The sequence below is a fragment of the Rhodococcus sp. 15-649-2-2 genome, from assembly GCF_002258645.1.
Taxonomy (GTDB): domain Bacteria; phylum Actinomycetota; class Actinomycetes; order Mycobacteriales; family Mycobacteriaceae; genus Rhodococcoides.
In genome coordinates this window covers 261,936-281,280 of record NZ_NPFM01000030.1, presented here as the reverse complement: position 1 = coordinate 281,280, position 19,345 = coordinate 261,936, and the positions used below count along the sequence as shown (strand labels likewise).

The window sequence follows — 19,345 nt, the reverse complement described above, 5'->3', positions numbered from 1 at the left end:
CCGCTCGTGTACCCCGAAAGGCCTTACCGCTCGACTTGCATGTGTTAAGCACGCCGCCAGCGTTCGTCCTGAGCCAGGATCAAACTCTCCGTAAAAGACTCTCGATCAACAGTCGAAACTGCAAATCAGTCATAAACATAAAGAGTCAAATCACTAGCAAATAAACTCAACTAGCATTTTCAAACAACACCCGACAACAACCACCACAAGCGGATGGCTGATACCTCGAATGCTTTCACCAAACAAAAATTCGGCACTGACATTCATCGACACACTGTTGAGTTCTCAAAGAACACGCACACACCATTCAGCAACGAGCAGATGCTCGTAGATGTCCGGGGCAACCGTTCCAGCTTAGATCAGATGATCGAGCACAGTCAAACTGGCTTCTCATCCAAGGAAGTCGAACCTTGCGGCTCCACCCTCCATGTTGTCGAAAGCGAACTCAGCTTCGCTCAGGCCTTGCGGTCTGGGCTGGCGTCCGTGTCGCTCTGACCTGGACAAAGTTACGCCCCGGATAACAACGCGTCAAATCCCCAGGTCGTTCACACGCGAATCGTGTGAACAGCCTGGTCGCAACTGTTCAACTACCCACCTGACGGGCGTCGTAACCAAATTACATGGATGTGACTCCGGCCACTGACAACGCGCGAAGCTAGCTCGAGACCCGCGCGCCTGCGAAGTTCCGCTTTCCGCGTCTAACCACCAGCCACCGTCCGTGCAGTAGATCGTCCGCAGTGGGCGTCCAGTCCTCGTCGGAAATCTTGACGTTGTTGACCGATGCGCCGCCCTCCTTGACCGCACGCCGGGCCGCGCCTTTGCTTTCGCTCAGTCCCGTGGCTACAAGCAGATCCACGATGGTGTTCGGAGCACCGACCTCGATGTCGGCCACAGATGCTTCCTGCAACGCGGCGGCGAGAGTCTTCTCGTCGAGTTCTGCCAGTTCTGCACGTCCGAAAAGTGCCTGACTGGCGAGCTCGACCGATCGAGTCGACTCTTCCCCGTGTACGAGGGTGGTCATTTCTGCGGCGAGACGTTTTTGAGCCTCGCGCGCGTGCGGACGCTCCGAAGTGGCGACTTCGAGTTCGGCCAACTCCTCCTTCGACAGGAAGGTGAACCAACGCAGGTACTTCACGACGTCCGCGTCACCGGTATTGACGAAGTACTGGTACCAGGCGTACGGGCTCGTCATCTCCGGGTCGAGCCACAGGCTGCCGCCACCGGTGGATTTGCCGAACTTCTTTCCATCGGCAGACGTGACCAGGGGAACGGTCATTGCGTGGACCGACTCGGCATCCTGGCGTCTGTTCAGTTCCACACCGGCAATGATGTTGCCCCACTGATCGGAGCCACCGATCTGAAGACTGCAGCCGTACTCACGGCGAAGCTGTACGTAGTCGTTGGCCTGCAACAGCATGTAGCTGAACTCGGTGTACGACATTCCGTCGCTCTCGAGCCTGTTCTTGACCGTCTCGCGTGCGAGCATCACGTTGATCGAGAAATGCTTGCCGATATCGCGTAGAAAATCGATGGCGGACAGCTCGCCCGTCCACGACAGATTGTTCACCACCACCGCACCCGTGGGGCTGTCGTCCAAGTCGACGAAACGCTCGAGCTGACCTCGAATTCGCGTTGCCCACTCGGTGACGACCTCGGGAGAATTCATGGTCCGCTCCCCCACGTCGCGAGGGTCACCGATCAGTCCCGTCGCTCCGCCGGCGAGAATGATCGGCCGATGTCCGGCCCGCTGAAACCGCTTGAGAGCGAGCAACGGCACCAAGTGCCCTGCGTGCAGCGACGGACCGGTCGGATCGAAACCGGAATACAGCGTGATCGGACCCTCGGACGTCGCCTCCCTCAGCGCGTCCACATCGGTGGACTGCGCGATCAGTCCGCGCCAGGTCATTTCGTCGATGATGTTCTCACTCACGACGTCGATCTTCCCGCATGCACGCATCGACCCGTCGGTCAGGCCTCCAGGCCACCGGGCACCGCGGCGCGGGGACTGCGTTTGTAGCTCGATACCGCCGAAGATCCACGAATCCAGAAGCGCCACGGTCGGTCAGCTGCCAGACTCACCCCGACGCGTGGGCCGGACGCGACAGCCTGCTCCCGCAGCGGGTGCGGGAGTAGCTGGAGGGTGAAGGCGGACGAGGCGTCGAACAGTTTCGTTCCGTTGTCCGCCAGCGAGACGCCCAAGGCTCGACCGAGATTGCCCGGCCCGCGGCCCCACCCGGCCTCCACCCGTGCAGATCGTGGACTGCGGCCGGCGCGCCTGCCCTCGACGATGTCATGACCGGCCACCACTTCACCCGCCCGGAGTAACACGGCGGCGGCCGTCCCGTCAGGACCGCAGCTGACGTTCATGCACAAGTGCATGCCGTAGCTCAGGTAGACGTACAGCCGCCCCGCCGGACCGAACATCACCTCGTTGCGAGGTGTCGAACCACGGAAGGAATGCGCCGCCGGGTCGGGCCACGGACCGTCGAGTGGACCGCCGTATGCCTCGACTTCCACGATGCGCAAGGACACTTCACCTGCGTGGACGGTTCCCCCGAGAATGCGTCGGGCTGCGTCGTCCGGGTCTCCGCTTTCCAAGTCAGCGACGTTCACCCATCCCATGATGCTGCGCCCTTGACCACGACGCGCCGACAGGGCTATGACTTCACCATCCGATGAAGTCTGGAGGCCCACATGGCGTTCACCGGGGAGCATGCTGTCGAGGTGACAGGGCTGACGGTTCGCCGAGGCAAGCGAACAGTGCTGCGCAATCTATCGCTGACAATCCCTCGCGGTGCCATCACCGGACTTCTCGGTCCTTCGGGCTGCGGAAAGACGACGTTGATTCGCGCAATCGTCGGCACTCAGATCGTGGCAAGCGGAACCGTGACGGTTCTCGGATCACCGGCCGGCTCCGCGTCGTTGCGTCGCACAGTCGGGTACGTGACCCAGGCACCGAGTGTCTACCGCGACCTCACCGTTCGTGAGAACGTGCAGTACTTCGGGTCGCTGTACGGTCGCAGCCGCGCAGAGGTGGCTTCCGCGATCGAGGCAGTGGGACTCGCCGATCACGCGGCGTCGCGTGCAGGCGAACTCTCCGGTGGACAGTTGGGACGGGTCTCGTTGGCCAGTGCGCTGGTCGCAGAACCAGAACTGCTGGTACTCGACGAGCCGACCGTCGGATTGGATCCGGTGCTTCGTTCGGAGCTGTGGTCGCGTTTCGCCGATCTCGCGAACGCAGGTACGACGGTGTTGGTATCGAGCCACGTGATGGAGGAGGCGGAGCACTGCAGCCGGCTCGTGCTGATGCGTGACGGCTCAATGCTGGCTCAATCGAGCCCTGACGCGTTGCTCGAGCAGACGAACGAAACGAATCTCGATCGTGCATTCCTCTCGATCATCAGATCGGCGGAGCAGCAATCGTGAACGCGAGGATCTACGCAGCGGGCACGGGGCGAATTCTTCGCCAGCTCAGAGCCGACCACAGATCGGTTGCCATGGTTCTGCTCGTGCCATCTCTGCTGATGGTGTTGCTGTACTTCCTGTACCGCGACGTTCCCTCACCGCCGAACCAGCAGTCGCTGTTCGACAGGATCGCAATCACGATGCTCGGCATCCTGCCGTTCGTCGTCATGTTTCTGATCACGTCGATCTCGATGCAGCGCGAACGAACCTCGGGAACGCTCGAACGCCTGCTGACGACTCCGATGTCCAAGCTGGACCTGCTGGCGAGTTACGGCTCCGCGTTCTCGCTCGCCGCGGTGGGACAAGCCCTGCTCGCGTGCGCTGTCGCGTTCGGATTTCTCGGGCTCGACATCGAGGGCTCCGTTGCCTGGGTTCTGGTGATCGCAGGGCTTGCAGCAATGCTCGGCGTCGCGATCGGCTTGCTGTGCAGCGCATTCGCTCGCACCGAGTTTCAAGCCGTTCAGTTCATGCCGGTCGTCGTGATCCCCCAGCTGTTCCTTTGTGGACTCCTGGTACCTCGCGGTCAGATGCCGAGCTGGTTGAGCGCCATCAGCAACGTTCTGCCGCTGAGCTACCTGGTGGACGCCCTGCAAGAGATATCCCGTCACCCAGGCGTCACCGGGCGCACGGGGACCGATATCGCTGTGGTCGTGGCATTCACCGTTGCCGCTCTGACCGGGGCGGCCGCGACACTACGTCGACGAACCCCGTGAGCAACCAGGCGGTCTAGGAGGTGGCGCGGGACAGAATCGACTCGTGCTCGGCGTCGTCGACATCACGCGCATCGTCGGCGAGCAGGACCGGGATGCCGTTCTCTATCGGATATGCGCGACGCAGTCGCGGGTTGTAGAGCAGTTCGCCCTCGACCAGCAACAGCGAGCCCTTGTCCACCGGGCACGCGAGAATGGAAAGCAGTGTCGAATCGATTGCCACAAGTGTCCTTCGTTCTGCTCCGACCGAGTCGGAGTGATGTACTCGACCACGCTACCGAACGAGCCGTCACCGGCAGGCTCCACTCCTCATTTTCGAGTCGTTCCTCCTAGGAGGACTTTTCGGTGGACTCGCCCCCACCAACAAAACGCTCGGCAACAACAGCTTTGGTCAAACGGCGGTAACTGTTGGACTCCGAGTCGTAGAACCACGACCGGGCACTGGGCGTCGGGATGCCCGCTTCCTTCAGCGCCGTCGCATTGGGCCGATACGCGCGACCCACCGGGATTTCGGACACTACGTGCACAATTGCCGGACGCTCGGCCGGGAGCAGCGCACCGAGCGTATCCGTCAATGCACGAGCGGTGATCACTGCTTCGGGTTGCAGAGAAATGGCGCAGACAGCAACCTCGGTGGCAGCCGCATCGACACGAACCGACCGTGGACGATCGACGGCGACGTGTACGCCGTAGACCACAGCCGAATCCACCTGGTCGAGATCGCCGACAGCATCGACGATGGGCTGGGTGTAGACCGGGCCGCACGCCGAACGTACGACGGTGTCCTTGCGGTCGATCAGCCAGTAGTCTCCGTCGGAATCGCGTCGGAAGAGATTCTCGGTGGGAATCCATGCGTCCGTGGGCTCGAAGACACCGCGCATCACATGGCTGGTCGCTTCGCCCTCGCCGCTCGGTCGACCCAAGAGCAGCCCGATCTCGTCGTCGCGGCACTGCCGGACGAATCCGTCGTCGTCCTCTTCGAGTCGGCCGGTGATCGGGTCGTAGGCCGCAAGGGCAACCCGGGCACTGCCGGGCAGGGGGCGGCCTTTCGAGCCGATCTTCGATCCAGCCACGTTGGCCAGAATGACGTCGTTCTCGGTCGATGCGTAGAACTCGAGCACCCGAGCAGGGCTGAATCGTGCCAGTGTGCGGCGCCACAATCCGACCGGCATGCCGGAGCCGATGAACAGGCGGACCGGATGGCCGGAATCCACCGGGAAACGACCGTCGTCGAGGATCTGCCGCATCATCGTCCACGTGTAACTGACCACGGTCACGCCGTAGCGGTAGACCTCTTCACTGAACCGCTCGGGGTCGAGACCACGGGAGAGCGCAATCCGCGAGCCACCCGCGAGCGCGCCACCGATCGTGACCAGAATTCCCGCCGAATGATGCAGCGGGGCAAGGCAATACACGGTATCGCCAGGGCCGAGCGCGGCCGTGGTAGCGGTGCCGAAGGCCGAGAGTGCCCAGCGGTGATTGGTGATGTACCGGGGCTCGAGACCACGATCGGTCGTCGTGAACAGGACCATGGCCAATTCACGAGCGCGGCCCGGATCGGGCTCGTACCACTGCGGCAAACGCACAGCATCGGGATCGATGGCCTCGAGATCGGTCACCTCGTATCCGTTCGGTATCTCGAGTCGACGCGTCTCACCGCCACCCAGTACCAGAACATTCGGCGTCACCGGGACTGCCGCCGCTACGTTCTCGGGATCTGCGATCACGGTGTCGACATCGACCGTCCGCAGTGCTGCAGTCAGGTCGCTGCCCGGCTGCAGCAGAACCGGCACTGCCCCGATCCTCGACAACGCAGCCATGGCGGCCAACGCACTGGGGCGCGTCTCCATCAGCACTCCGATGCGCGACGCAGGACGCACCCCGACACTGATCAGACCGCGAACGACGTTGTCGATGCGGACGTTGACCGCGTCGTAGGTGTGCACGCGGTCGTCGAACAGGAAGCACTCGCCGTTCGGCGATTTACGTCCCTGCTCGGCGATCAAGCGGCCCAACGAGACTCGACTGTGCGGCTGCATCTGTCCGAGCCGCGCGAGCCGCGGCAGCGTACGCACGGCCTCGGACGAAATTTCACGGGTACCTCGTACAGCGCCGGTCGCTGCCGATGCCAGCCCCCGGCCGACGCCGACACCGACCTCGGCAATGGAGGCTGCCGTGTGGATCAGTCGATTGGTGATCGACACACCGCTGTCGGAATCGCTGTGGTCCTCGCGCTCCATCACGCGGACAGCCTCGGGCTTCGGTCCGAGATCCTCACGCCACCGAATCCAGTTGCCCGTCGTCGGCCACGTCTGTGCAGCTGCCGTACTGCCGACCACGAGGCCGAAATGGCCTGCGCGCAAGGTAGTTTCGAAGACCTGTGCGCGCGGAGCCGCTCGCTGGATGCCGCGTACGGCCAAGGGTTGACCGATGTCGTCGACCTCACCGACGAAGGCCAGCACCGGCACCGTCAGTTCGGCCAGAGTCAACAATCTGTCCTTGATGACGAACCCGCCGGTCATCATGCGGTTGTGCACGACGAACTGCTTCAGCAGCTCCGCCACGGCCGGGCCGGACCATGCCACCCACCCATCCATCGCCAGAAAGCGTCGCTGCGGCTCGCGCGGCAACAATGCCTCACGGTCGTGCAACTGTCGCAGGAAATCCAGGCGGGACCGAACGGTTTTCGCCGGATCGAGGAGTTGAAATCCCGTCCGCGCCATCCAGCCCGAGACGGCCAGCCGGGTGAAGACATGATCGGCGAGAAACTCTGCGCCCCGGGTGGCCACGCCGGCCGGGATTCCCAGCGGCAACCCGGCCAACGTGTCGACGGGAGCCCCGAACGTGATGAGGCTGGCCAGGTTTCGTCCACCCCGATAGGCAGCAGCCTGGTAGCAGAACATTCCGCCCTGCGAGTAGCCACCGAGGTGAACGTCTCGGCCGGTGTGCTCGTGCACCTTGTCGACGACCTCGCTGATCGCCACGACATGATCGGCGAGAGTACGGCTCCACCCGCCCTCTTCGGTATCGGGTGAACCGAAATCGACCACCCATGGATCCAGGCCCATGCCGTGCAGAATGCCGGCCGCACCCTGATCGGTCGTGACGTCGTAGACGTCGGCGGACACCATCATCGGCGGAATGAGCACCACAGGAGGACTATCCGCAGGCACGTCGTCGGGGAAGTACCGGCGCAACCGATACATCGGCTCCCGATCCATCACCCGGAACGGCGACGGGTCCACCTCGGTTTCGAGACCACCGAGACGAATGACCTCGAGACCGTTCTGGGCCGTGGCGATGGCACGGCGCAGTGGACCACGTACGGCGTCTGCATTCAGTCCCACAACTACACTCCTGCGTTCGGCCCCGACGGAACGACCGGCATCGGTCTTCACGTGACGAAAGCTTCTCACATCACATTCGACGGAACCGGCGTGGATGTCCCTTGCTCACCTAGTGTTGCAACACCGGTTCCTCGGCCCACGCACGAAGCGTCGAGGCTGTCGCCCGCACACCACCGAGCTGATGCGCCACCTGGACCGCGGCTGTGCCGCCGCGGGCATCACGCGACGAAATGGAACCCTCTACGGTGAGCACCTCGCGAACATCCGGAGTGAGCGCCGGATCGATGGCGGCCAGCTCGTCATCGGTCAGATCGACCAGCCCCACGCCCCGCGCTTCCGCCGCCCGGACGCACGCTCCGGCTGCCTCGTGGGCAACGCGGAAGGCAATCCCCTGTCGCACCATCCACTCTGCGATATCGGTGGCGAGTGTGAAACCGGCTGGTGCCAGCTCGGCCATGCGTTCGGTGTGGAACTCGAGCGTCGCGGTCAATCCGGTGAGCGCCGGGAGCAACAACTCCAGCTGCGCCACCGAATCGAACACCGGCTCCTTGTCTTCCTGAAGATCGCGGTTGTAGGCCAACGGTTGAGCCTTGAGCGTGGCCAACAGACCGGTCAGATTGCCGATCAGGCGGCCGGTCTTGCCGCGAGTCAGCTCCGCGACGTCCGGATTCTTCTTCTGCGGCATGATGGAACTGCCCGTCGACCAAGCGTCGGCCAGTGTCACGTATCCGTATTCGGGCGTACTCCACGAGATGACCTCCTCGGCGAACCGAGACAGATCCACGGCCGTCATCGCCAGTACGAACGCGGCCTCCGCAGCGAAATCGCGCGAGGACGTGGCGTCGATCGAGTTCTCGGCGGACGACTCGAACCCGAGCTCGGCCGCGATCTTCTCCGGACTCAGCCCGAGCGACGAACCGGCGAGCGCACCGGAACCGTAGGGCGACACCGCCGCTCGCTTGTCGAAGTCCTCGAAGCGCTGGATGTCCCGCAACAGCGGATGAGTGTGCGCGAGCAGATGATGCGCGAGCAGCACCGGCTGCGCTGCCTGCGAATGAGTCTTGCCCGGCATGACGGCCGTCGGATGCGACGCAGCCTGAGTCGCCAGGGCGTCGACCACGTCGAGAACTCCGACCGAGACCCGGCGGACCGCGTCGCGGAGCCACATTCGGAACAGCGTCGCCACCTGGTCGTTGCGCGATCGGCCCGCACGCAGGCGTCCACCGACCTCGGGTCCGACGCGATCGATGAGACCGCGTTCGAGGGCGCCGTGCACGTCCTCGTCGGTCTCGGCTGCCGCGAATGCACCCGAGTCGACGTCGTCGGCGAGGCGTTGTAAACCGTCGAGCATGGTCTCGAGGTCCTGCGGGGTGAGCAGTCCGGCACCGTTCAGCACGCGGGCATGGGCCATCGATGCTCGGATGTCGTAGGGCGCGAGTACCCAGTCGAAGTGCGTCGACTTGCTCAGAGCCGCCATCGCTGCGGCCGGTCCGGATGCGAACCTGCCGCCCCAGAGCGAACCTTCGTTGGTTCCGTGTGCGCTGTCCGAGGTTGTCACAGGCCCAGGTCCCGCTTCGCTGCGATCTTCGAGGACAGGCCGTGCAGCTGCACGAATCCCTTGGCCGCGGACTGGTCGAACGTGTCGCCCTCGTCGTAGGTAGCGAGATTGAAGTCGTACAGCGACTCGCCACTACGACGGCCGTTGACGATGATGCCTCCAGCGTGCAGCACCAGACGGATGTCGCCGGACACATGCTCCTGCGTGTGTTGGACGAACGTGTCGAGAGCACCCTTGAGCGGGGAATACCACAGCCCGTCGTACACCAGCTCGGCCCACTTCTGGTCGGTGTGGCGCTTGTAGCGGCCCAGTTCGCGCTCGAGGGTCACGTGCTCGAGCTCCTCGTGCGCGCGGATGAGCACCATGGCGCCCGGGGCCTCGTAGATCTCACGACTCTTGATGCCCACGAGCCGATCCTCGACGACGTCCAAACGCCCGACACCCTGCGCGCCCGCCCGAGTGTTGAGCTCCTGAATCGCTTCGAGTACCGAGACCGGACGACCGTCGATCGCGACGGGACGACCCTTGTCGAACGAGACGATGAGCTCGTCCGGAGCCTGGAAGTTGACCGTCGGATCCTCGGTGTAGTCGTAGACGTCCTTGGTCGGCGCGTTCCACAGGTCCTCGAGGAAACCGGTTTCGACTGCGCGTCCCCAGACGTTCTGGTCGATCGAGAACGGCGACTTGGTGGTCACGTTGATCGGGATGCCGTTCTCTTCGGCGAACTTGATGGCCTTCTCGCGGGTCCATGCGTAGTCGCGGACGGGTGCCAGCACCTCGAGCTCGGGGGCGAGCGTGTTGAAGCCGACCTCGAACCTGACCTGATCGTTGCCCTTGCCTGTGCACCCATGTGCAACAACGGTTCCGCCGTGAGCCCGCGCGTTCTCGACGAGGTGCTTGACGATCAACGGACGGCTGATGGCCGACACCAGCGGGTAGCGATCCATGTACAGAGCATTGGACTGCACCGTCGGCAGGCAGTACTCGTCCGCGAACTCGTCCCGGGCATCGACAACGACGGATTCGACTGCGCCGCAATCGAGTGCACGCTGACGCACGACGTCCATGTCCTCGCCGCCCTGCCCGAGATCGATGGCGACAGCGACGACCTCCTTGCCGGTCTCCCGCCCGATCCAGCTGATGGCGACAGAGGTGTCGAGTCCGCCGGAATAGGCGAGGATGACGCGTTCGGCCATGGTATTCAAGCTCCTTCGTTGTTCTGGTTGCGCATGATGGGTAACCGGATCTCAGTTACCGCGTCGAGCAAGCTTTTCGATCTTGTCCGCGACCTGGCCACCGGTGTGTGGCTCGCGGGCTATCAACAGAATCGTGTCGTCTCCTGCAATGGTCCCGACGATCTCGGGCATTGCTGCACGATCCAGAGCGCTGGCCAAGTAATGCGCTGCGCCTGGCGGTGTTCGGAGCACGGCCTGGTTCCCGCTGTGATCGGTGGACACCAACAACTCCCCCAGCAACTTCAGGAGGCGGTCGGTGCCACCGGACACCCCGCGGACCGGGCTGCCGTCCTCGGGCACGACGTACACGCCCACTCCACCGTCCGGGGCGCGCAGTTTCACCGCACCCAATTCCTCGAGATCCCGCGAGAGCGTGGCCTGAGTGGTGTCGATCCCCTCGGCTGCGAGCAACGACGCCAGCTGCGGTTGACTGCGTACCTGATGCGTGGCCAGCAGCGCAATGATTCGCGCCTGCCTGCCCGCCCGGGTCGACGCGGTCAACGGCACCGCACTGACGTCCTCGCTCATGGTCGCTGAGCCTTGTCGAGGAGCCAGACCAGCAGTGCCTTCTGCGCGTGCAGACGGTTCTCCGCCTCGTCCCACACGACGCTCTGTGGACCGTCGAGCACCTCGTCGGTGATCTCCTCGCCGCGATGTGCTGGGAGGCAGTGCAGCACAACAGCGTCGGACTGGGCTTTGGACAGGAGATCGGAGTCGATTCGATACGGCCGGAAAGGGGCGACACGATCGAGACCGTCGTTCTCCTGACCCATCGAGGTCCAGGTGTCGGTGACCAGCGCGTCGGCACCGGCTGCGGCCTCGGCCGGATCCTCGGTGACGGTGATGGTGGCCCCGGTTTCCTCGGCGCGCGCACGGGCGGCGTCGAGAACGTATCCGAGCGGCGCGAAATCCTTGGGCGCGGCGATCCTGACGTTCAACCCTGCCGTCACTCCGCCGATGAGCAGCGAGTGCGCCATGTTGTTGGCACCGTCACCGAAATATGCCAACGTGCGCCCCTTCAGGTTCCCTTTGTGCTCGATCAGGGTCTGCAGATCGGCGAGTACCTGGCACGGGTGGAATTCGTTCGACAGGGCGTTGACGATGGGAATCGTTGCGCCGGTGGCCATCTGCTCGAGCCGCTTCTGCCCGAAGGTGCGCCACACGACGGCCTCGACGTAGCGCGAGAGCACCCGGCCGGTGTCCTGCAGCGTCTCTTCGCGACCGAGTTGCGTATCGCTTCCGGTGACCACGACGGCATGCCCGCCCAGTTGCGCGATGCCCAGTTCGAAGGAGAAGCGAGTCCGGGTGGAGTTCTTCTCGAAGATGACGCCGATACCCTTCGGCCCCTCGAGCGGGCGCTTCGAGAACGGCGCACGCTTGAGTTCGGCGGCCAGAGCGAGGATCTCGGCCTGCTGCTGTGGGGTGACGTCGTCGTCTCGGAGAAAGTGCTGAACGGTCATGGCTGATGAGCCTCCTGTGCTGCGTCGAGAATTGCCGGTAGTGCCGTCACGAACGACGCGGCTTGCTCTTCGGTGATGATCAGTGGTGGTGCGAGTCTCAGCACATCGGGCTGCGCCGCATTGAGAAGAAAGCCTGCATCTCGCGCGGCCGCCTCGGCCGCCGGTGCGATCGCAGCGGTGAGCACGACTCCCAGGAGGAGCCCCGATCCCCGGACATGGCTGACGAGAGGATGTTCGAGGGCCTCGATGGAGTGAGCGATGGTCTTGCCGATGCTGTCGGCGTGAGAGAGGAGATCCTCGTCGGCGATGGTGCGCAACACCGCAAGCGCGGCAGCGGCACACACGGGATTACCACCGAACGTGGTGCCGTGCTTACCCGGATGCAGCAGTTCCCCCGCGGCTCCGATACCGATGCACGCACCGATGGGAAGGCCACCGCCCAGGCCCTTAGCGAGTGTGATCACGTCGGGCACGATGCCGACCGACTGATGTGCGTAGAACCACCCCGTTCGACCGATTCCGGTCTGCACCTCGTCGAGAACGAGCAACGCGCCGTGTTTCGCGGTGATCTCACGCGCAGCAAGGAGGTATCCCTCGGGCGGAACCACCACACCCCCCTCACCCATGATCGGTTCGAGAAACACTGCGGCGGTGTCGGAATCGACGACGGCCTCGAGCGCGGCCACATCGCCGTACGGCACGTGCTGCACGCCCGCGGGCATCGGCTCGAACGGAGTGCGCTTGTCGGGTTGTCCGGTGAGTGCAAGAGCTCCCATCGTCCGCCCGTGGAAGGACTTCTCGGCTGCCACGATGTTGGGACGACCGGTCAGGCGAGCGATCTTGAACGCTGCCTCGTTGGCCTCGGTTCCCGAGTTGCACAGGAACACTCGCCCGGTGGCCCCGGCACCGAGGTGCGCGAGCAATTGCTCTGCCAACGCGATACCGGGCTCTGTGGCATACAGATTCGAGGTGTGTCCCAGAGTGGACAGCTGCGTGTTGACCGCCTCGATCACCGCCGGATGGGCGTGGCCCAGGATGTTCACGGCAATACCGGCGAGAAGGTCGAGGTACTGCTTGCCGTCGGCATCGGTCACTACTGCACCGTCACCGCGCACGAGCGCCACACGCGGCACACCGTAGTTGTCCATCAGCGAATTCGACCACCGCTGTTGAAGATCGAGCGTGGACTCCGTGCCGGTCATGGCGTGACTCCTGACGTAGAAGAGTGATCGGGGGTGACCATGGTGCCGATCCCCTGGCCGGTGAACAGTTCCACCAGAACCGAATGTTCGACGCGCCCGTCGATGACATGTGCAGTCGGCACGCCTGCTCGAACGGCGCGCAGGCACGCTTCCATCTTCGGCACCATTCCGGCGTCGAGCGTGGGCAGCAACGCATCGAGCGCGGACGCATCGATCTCGGACGTCAGCGAGGTGCGATCGGGCCACGCGGTGTACAGACCCTCGACGTCGGTGAGCACGACCAGTTTTTCGGCACCGATCGCACTCGCCAGTGCGGCGGCGGCGGTGTCGGCGTTGATGTTGTGCACGACGCCGTCGCGGTCGGGAGCGATGGTGGACACCACCGGAATACGTCCGGCCGCAATGAGATCGAAGATCGCCTTCGGATCCACAGAGGTGACGTCGCCTACCAGACCGATGTCGGTCTGGTGTCCGTCGACGAGCACGGTTCGCCGGGTCGCGGTGAACAGGTGCGCGTCCTCGCCGGAGATGCCGACCGCATACGGCCCGTGACTGTTGATCAAGCCGACGAGTTCCCGGCCGACCTGCCCGAACAGCACCATGCGCACGACGTCCATGACCTCGGGGGTGGTGACGCGGAATCCGCCGCGGAACTCTCCCGCCAACCCGAGCCGGGTGAGCATCGCCGAAATCTGCGGTCCACCACCGTGTACGACGACGGGATGGATCCCGACGGTACGCAGGAACACCATGTCGGCGGCGAACGCCCGTTTGAGATCGTCGTCGATCATGGCGTTTCCGCCGTACTTCACCACGACGGTCTTACCCGAGAATCGTTGCAACCAGGGCAAAGCCTCGGCGAGGGTGAACGCCTTCTGCGCGGCCGTCAACTGCAGGGCTGCCGAGGTCATGACGAATACGCCGAATTCTCTTCGACGTACGCGTGCGACAGGTCGGTGGTTCGGATGGTGGCCGAACCGGCACCGAGACCGAGGTCTATGGTCACGGCGATATCGACACCGGACAGGTCGACCTCACGAGCACCCGGCGCGCCGACGCCGTCGATGCACACGGGATTGCCGTTGAACGACACAGCAATTCGGTCGGGATCGAGTTCGATCGGCGCGATACCGATGGCAGCGAGCACCCGTCCCCAGTTCGGGTCCGAACCGAACAGTGCCGTCTTGGTCAAGCTGTCCCTGGCAACGGTCCGTGCGCCGATCAGGGCCTCGTCCTCCGACATCGCACCCGACACGGTGATCTTCACTCGCTTGGTCACGCCCTCCGCGTCGGCCATCATCTGATCGGCCAAGTCGTCGCACACCGCAAGGACCGCGGCGTCGAGGTCTTCCTGAGACGGTGCCACTCCACTGGCCCCGGACGACAGCAGGAGCACCGTGTCGTTGGTCGAGGACGCGCCGTCGACATCGAGCCGATCGTAGGACAGCCGGGTGGCCGCACGCAGGGCCCTGTCGAGCTGTTCCGCGGTGGCGACCGCATCGGTGGTGATGACACTGAGCATCGTGGCCAGCGAGGGTGCCAGCATGCCGGCACCCTTGGCCATACCGCCGACGTTCCACTTGTCGGCGTGATGAATCGCCGCCTGCTTCGGCACGGTGTCGGTGGTCATGATCGCGTACGCCGCATCGGTACCACCCGAAATGCCGCCTGCGAGTTCGTGCACCACCTCGGTCACACCGGGCAGCAGCTTGTCCATCGGCAGCCGATCACCGATCAGACCCGTCGAGCACACGGCAACCTCGATGGCCCCGGTCTCCGAACCCCAGTTGCTCAGTGCGGACGCAACTTCCTCGGCCGTACGATGCGCATCCTGGAACCCCGGCGCACCCGTGCAGGCGTTGGCACCACCGGAGTTCAGAATCACCGCACGCAACTGCCCGGTGGAGAGCACCTGCTGGGACCACAGCACCGGAGCGGCCTTGACCTTGTTGCGGGTGAACACACCCGCCGCCGCGAAGTCGGGTCCTTCGTTGAACACCAGGGCCAGATCCGACCTGCCACTCACCTTGATACCGGCGGGAATTCCGGCCGCGCGGAACCCGGCGGGAGCGGTGACACCTTGAGTGCGGACCAGCTTCCCCGCGACCGTACCGACGGTCTCCGCCTCACTCCGAACGCTGCTCATGGCGCCACTCCTACAGTAGAGAGACCATCGGTCTCGGTGATTCCCAGTGCAAGATTCATGGATTGAACGGCGGCTCCCGCCGTTCCCTTGGCCAAGTTGTCGATGGCCGCAATGACGACGAGCAGGCCTGCGTCGGCATCGACCGACACGCTCATCTGTACGGCGTTCGACCCGATCACCGAACCGGTCTGAGGAAGGCGGCCGGCGGGAAGAACGTGCACGAAGGGTTCTGCAGCGTAAGCCTCTTCGTATACCTCGACCGCCTGCTCGGCAGTGGCAGTGGTGATCGCGGTACAGGTGGCCAGAATTCCGCGGGGCATGGGCGCGAGAACCGGCGTGAACGACACCGCAACCGCGCTCCCGGCAACGGCCGACAGATTCTGCACGATCTCCGGCGTGTGTCGGTGGGCACCCGCCACTGCGTACGCCCGAACCGAGCCCATCACCTCCGAGCCCAAGAGGTCGGCCTTGGGAGCTCGACCGGCACCCGATGTACCGCTCACGGCAACGATGTTGACCCGCGGCTCGATGATGCCGGCGGCGACGGCAGGCGCGAGCGCGAGAGACGACACCGTCGGATAGCACCCGGGAACCGCGATGCGGGTCGCACCGACCAACCGCTCGCGGAGGCCCGGCAGCTCCGGCAACCCGTACGGCCAGCTGCCTGCATGCGGACTCTTGTAGTACTTCTCCCAGGCCGCACCGTCGGTGAGGCGGAAGTCGGCACCGCAGTCGATGATCACCACCGACTCTGGCAGCGCAAGTGCAAGCTCGGCGGACTTGCCGTGCGGGAGCCCGAGGAACACGACATCGTGGCCTGCCAGCTCGTCGACGGTGGTCGGACCGAGAACTCGGTCGGCCAGCGGCAACAGATGCGGATGGAACTCTCCGAGCGTGGACCCGGCATTGCCGCCGGCCGTCAGCGAACCGATGACCAGCGAACCGTCGCGCACCGCTGGGTGCCCGAGCAGAAGCCGAAGAATCTCACCGCCGGCATACCCACTTGCGCCCGCTACCGCAACGCGTCTCGGCGCGGCCTCCGAAATAGTCATGCGGTTTATTATGCAGCATCATGCAAGCTCATTCATGAACGGGTCCGGTGTGTCAGCTTCCGCCCATGGACTTACGGATCTCGTCGAGCTTCTTGCGGCCGGCTTCCTGACGATCGTTCCACTGCTTGTCCAGATCCCGACCGGCACGGGACTCCCGGTCCAACTCCTCCGCCCCGACAGCCGTTCCCGAGCGATGGTCCACTTTGTCGCGGACACCGTCCCAGGTGGGCACCCCGGATTCGGTGAAGCCGCCGACCGCGTCGCCTGTATATCCACCGCCTGCGCCGACGGGCACATCATCGACCAATTCCGCATCGATGATGCCCGGCACCGTGCCGCCCAGTGGAGCCCCCGGCGGCGGATCTCCGAGCGGCTGATCGATCCGAGGCCTGGTGACCTGCGGAACATCGACATCGGGCACCGTTCCCGGTGGCGTACCACGATCGGGTCCAGTGGGTTCGGGCTCGACGGTGCCCAACTCCGCGGCCAATGCGGTCGCCGCAGCCGCCAACGGGGCCAGCCGCTGCCGACCGGCCACCGCCGCAAGGACGTCGTGCACAACCTGCAGATCGGACGCCGTGCCGTCTGCTCCGGATTCACTCATTCGTTGCTCCCGTCACCGTGGGCGTTCGTGACTCCACGCTACGGAACCGACGGTTCGGCCGCCGACAGATCAGCTACGCAGCTCGGCTCCGACGGCTTTGGCTGCCGCGTCCACTGCAGCATCGCGCGCAGCAGTGGCCTGATCCTCGGTCAACGTTCCGTCGGTTCCACGGAACCGCAGTGCGAAGGCCAGAGACTTGCGACCTTCGCCGACTTGTTCGCCCTCGTAGACGTCGAACAACCGGATCGATTCGAGCAGATCGCCGCCGCCGATCGTGAGCGCCGCCTCGACGGACGCCGCAGGCACGGAGGCATCGACCACTACGGCAACGTCCTGTAGCACCGCCGGATACGGCGACACCTCGGGGGCCGGGAGCGATTCGACAACAGGCAGAGCGCTCAGGCTCAGCTCTACGGCACAGGTACGCGGCGGCAAGCCTGCCCGCTCGAGGACCGCCGGGTGCAGTTCGCCTGCATATCCCACGACCTCGCCGTCGAGCAGTACCTCGGCACACCGACCGGGATGCCACGGAAGATGTTGGGCGGCACGAAGATCGACGTGAACGCCGGCCGCCTCGGCCACTGTGCGTACCGCAGCGAAGGCGTCGGCTGCATCGGCGGCGCGGCCCGGGCCCCATGGACCCGACAGCTCACGCTGACCGGTGAGCACCACGCCCACATGCACCGGCTGCGCCGGCAACGACCCTCGAAGCATGGCGATCTGGTCGTCGGTGGGACGACGATCCACCGGCAGCGCGTCCACCGCAGCAGTGGCATCGTGCCGAAGCACCACCTGGGCGATTCCGAACAGCGACACGTCACGCTGACCGCGGGCGATGTTTCGGCTCAGCATCTCGAGCAGTCCCGGCAACACGGTGGTCGCGAGCTCGGGGCGATCGGCCTCGAGCGGATTGAGCACCGAGGTGGTGGCACGCCGTGGATCGTCCTCGTCCAGACCCCAGGTGTCGAAGACGCCCTTGGGCAGGAACACCGGAGGAAGTACCTCGACGTAGCCGGAGAACGCGAGCGCCTTGCCGACCGCTCGTCTGCGCTTCTGCTCGGCGGTGAGGCCGCGACCGCCGGGGGCCGACGGCAGGACCGACGGGATCTTCTCGAGGCCCTCGAGACGCAGCACCTCTTCCACCAGGTCGGCACGTTGCACCAGGTCCGGTCGCCACGACGGCGGCGTCACGGTCAGTTGACCGTGCCCGGCATCGTCGACCGACACGTCGACTCTGCAGCCGATCTGCGTCAACCGTCGGGCAGCGGTTCCGTTGGGGTACTGCACGCCGGCGATTCGGTCGGGAAGATCGAAGTCCATCGTGACTGCCGGGTACTCGGCGGCCTCGCCGATGTCGGTCAACACCGGCTCGATCCGGCCACCTGCGATCTCGACCAGCAACTGTGCCGCACGATCGAGCGCGGCGACCGGAAGAGCAGAGTCCACGGTCCGCTCGAAACGCTTGCTCGCCTCGCTGGACAACTTGTGACGGCGACCGGTTCGGAACACCGCGAGCGGATCGAACGACGCTGCTTCGAGTACGACCTCGGTGGTCGCGTCGTCCACTTCGGTGGACTCCCCGCCCATGACGCCCGCCAACGAGATGGCTCCCGACCCGTCGGCGATGACGACGTCCTCACGATCGAGTGACCGCTCGACTCCGTCCAGTGTCGTCAGCTTCTCCCCCGCGTTCGCGCGGCGGACGACGAGATCGCCGTTCAGCTTGGCCGCATCGAACGCGTGCAGCGGCTGGCCGAGCTCGTGGAGCACATAGTTGGTGACATCGACAGCAACCGAGATCGGGCGCACGCCGGCCAGAAGCAGGCGACGCTGCATCCACCACGGAGTGGTCGCCGCGGGATCGATGCCGACGATCTTGCGCAACGCGAATCGTGATGCGCCCGAGTTCGATTCGACGGTGACCGACCATGCCTCACCGGTGACCTCGGTGGGCGTCGTCCGCGCCGGGTCCACATAGGGCAAGTCGAAGCTGCACGCCAGCTCACGGGCCAGTCCGCGGACAGAGAAGGCGTAACCGCGATCCGGGGTCACGTTCAGCTCGATGACCGAGTCCTTCAACCCCAGAACTTCTTTGGCGTCGTCACCCGGTGCGGCCGTGTCTGCAGGCAGCACCAGAATGCCGGAGTGGTCTCGGCCGAGTCCGAGCTCGAGCGTCGAGCAGATCATGCCGTTGGAATTGCGGCCGTACGTCTTGCGCGATGCGATGGCGAATCCGCCGGGTAGAACGCTGCCCGGCAGAGCGGCGACGATCAGGTCGCCTTGGGCAAAATTTCGCGCACCACAGACGATTTCCTGTGGCTCGTCGGCCCCGACGTCCACCAGGCAGAATCGAATCGGCTTCTTGAACTCGGTCAGTTCCTCGATCGAGCTCACCCGGCCCACCACCAGTGGTCCGGTCACGTTGTCCAGCGATTCAAGTTCTTCGACCTCGAAACCGACCCGCACGAAACCGGCGTCGAGCTCCTCGGGCGAGACAGCCCAGTCGGGAGTCCCCGCGTGCAGGACCTCGGTCAGCCAGGATTGTGGGACTCGCACGTGTGCTCAG

At 64.6% G+C, this 19,345-nt stretch carries 17 protein-coding genes and 1 rRNA gene; 3 read left to right on the top strand and 15 right to left on the bottom strand.

The features are described from left to right. A 16S ribosomal RNA gene (locus CH305_RS20905) occupies positions 1-95 on the bottom strand; the annotation flags it as partial. Positions 96-213: 118 nt separating this feature from the next. Between CH305_RS20905 and CH305_RS20900 the strand changes: the two genes are divergently transcribed. Beyond that, entirely contained in the window at positions 214-495 is a 282-nt protein-coding gene (locus tag CH305_RS20900; protein ID WP_094704785.1) for a hypothetical protein, read from the top strand. Between the two features lie 160 nt (positions 496-655). Here the strand turns inward: CH305_RS20900 and tyrS are convergent, their stop codons facing one another. Both tyrS and CH305_RS20890 read right to left on the bottom strand, forming a co-directional pair. After that, positions 656-1,930, bottom strand: a complete 1,275-nt coding sequence (gene tyrS / locus CH305_RS20895; RefSeq protein ID WP_094704806.1) for a tyrosine--tRNA ligase — start codon at positions 1,928-1,930, stop codon at positions 656-658. Positions 1,931-1,968: 38 nt separating this feature from the next. Then, positions 1,969-2,622: a DNA-3-methyladenine glycosylase gene (locus CH305_RS20890; protein WP_052058411.1), complete on the bottom strand. Its 654-nt coding sequence runs from the start codon at positions 2,620-2,622 to the stop codon at positions 1,969-1,971. A 72-nt stretch (positions 2,623-2,694) separates the two neighbouring features. Here CH305_RS20890 and CH305_RS20885 point away from each other — a divergent pair, with 72 nt between their 5' ends. Continuing rightward, complete coding sequence (locus tag CH305_RS20885; protein WP_094704784.1) at positions 2,695-3,426, top strand: ABC transporter ATP-binding protein; 732 nt, start codon at positions 2,695-2,697, stop codon at positions 3,424-3,426. Next, positions 3,423-4,178 carry an ABC transporter permease gene (locus CH305_RS20880; protein ID WP_037150724.1) on the top strand — a complete coding sequence of 252 codons (756 nt, stop codon included), beginning with the start codon at positions 3,423-3,425 and terminating at the stop codon, positions 4,176-4,178. The genes CH305_RS20885 and CH305_RS20880 overlap by 4 nt, the downstream gene beginning before the upstream one ends. A 13-nt stretch (positions 4,179-4,191) precedes the next feature. Here the strand turns inward: CH305_RS20880 and CH305_RS20875 are convergent, their stop codons facing one another. The 12 genes from CH305_RS20875 to pheT all read right to left on the bottom strand — a co-directional run bounded on the left by CH305_RS20875 (position 4,192) and on the right by pheT (position 19,335). Further along, positions 4,192-4,398: a Trm112 family protein gene (locus CH305_RS20875; protein ID WP_032404027.1), complete on the bottom strand. Its 207-nt coding sequence runs from the start codon at positions 4,396-4,398 to the stop codon at positions 4,192-4,194. 106 nt (positions 4,399-4,504) lie between these two features. Further along, positions 4,505-7,522 (bottom strand): AMP-binding protein, encoded by a 3,018-nt coding sequence (locus CH305_RS20870; protein WP_037151172.1) that lies wholly within the window; start codon positions 7,520-7,522, stop codon positions 4,505-4,507. A 109-nt stretch (positions 7,523-7,631) separates the two neighbouring features. Further along, positions 7,632-9,080, bottom strand: a complete 1,449-nt coding sequence (argH, locus tag CH305_RS20865; RefSeq protein ID WP_094704783.1) for an argininosuccinate lyase — start codon at positions 9,078-9,080, stop codon at positions 7,632-7,634. Further along, a complete protein-coding gene (locus tag CH305_RS20860; protein WP_094704782.1) occupies positions 9,077-10,276 on the bottom strand; it encodes an argininosuccinate synthase in 1,200 nt (399 codons plus the stop codon). Before CH305_RS20860 ends, argH begins: the two co-directional genes overlap by 4 nt. A gap of 51 nt (positions 10,277-10,327) precedes the next feature. Beyond that, positions 10,328-10,843 carry an arginine repressor gene (locus CH305_RS20855; RefSeq protein ID WP_032378950.1) on the bottom strand — a complete coding sequence of 172 codons (516 nt, stop codon included), beginning with the start codon at positions 10,841-10,843 and terminating at the stop codon, positions 10,328-10,330. Further along, a complete protein-coding gene (argF, locus tag CH305_RS20850) occupies positions 10,840-11,775 on the bottom strand; it encodes an ornithine carbamoyltransferase (RefSeq protein ID WP_032378951.1) in 936 nt (311 codons plus the stop codon). Before argF ends, CH305_RS20855 begins: the two co-directional genes overlap by 4 nt. Then, positions 11,772-12,977, bottom strand: a complete 1,206-nt coding sequence (locus CH305_RS20845; protein ID WP_032378952.1) for an acetylornithine transaminase — start codon at positions 12,975-12,977, stop codon at positions 11,772-11,774. The genes argF and CH305_RS20845 overlap by 4 nt, the downstream gene beginning before the upstream one ends. Further along, complete coding sequence (gene argB / locus CH305_RS20840) at positions 12,974-13,888, bottom strand: acetylglutamate kinase (RefSeq protein ID WP_094704781.1); 915 nt, start codon at positions 13,886-13,888, stop codon at positions 12,974-12,976. The genes CH305_RS20845 and argB overlap by 4 nt, the downstream gene beginning before the upstream one ends. Continuing rightward, a complete protein-coding gene (argJ, locus tag CH305_RS20835) occupies positions 13,885-15,123 on the bottom strand; it encodes a bifunctional glutamate N-acetyltransferase/amino-acid acetyltransferase ArgJ (RefSeq protein WP_094704780.1) in 1,239 nt (412 codons plus the stop codon). Before argJ ends, argB begins: the two co-directional genes overlap by 4 nt. After that, on the bottom strand, positions 15,120-16,175 hold the full coding sequence (gene argC / locus CH305_RS20830) for an N-acetyl-gamma-glutamyl-phosphate reductase (RefSeq protein WP_094704779.1): 1,056 nt from the start codon (positions 16,173-16,175) through the stop codon (positions 15,120-15,122). The genes argJ and argC overlap by 4 nt, the downstream gene beginning before the upstream one ends. Before the next feature lie 52 nt (positions 16,176-16,227). Continuing rightward, positions 16,228-16,779 (bottom strand): hypothetical protein, encoded by a 552-nt coding sequence (locus CH305_RS20825; RefSeq protein ID WP_094704778.1) that lies wholly within the window; start codon positions 16,777-16,779, stop codon positions 16,228-16,230. 69 nt (positions 16,780-16,848) lie between these two features. After that, positions 16,849-19,335, bottom strand: coding sequence for a phenylalanine--tRNA ligase subunit beta (pheT, locus tag CH305_RS20820; RefSeq protein WP_094704777.1), 2,487 nt, complete (start codon positions 19,333-19,335; stop codon positions 16,849-16,851). Between the last annotated feature and the right edge of the window lie 10 nt (positions 19,336-19,345).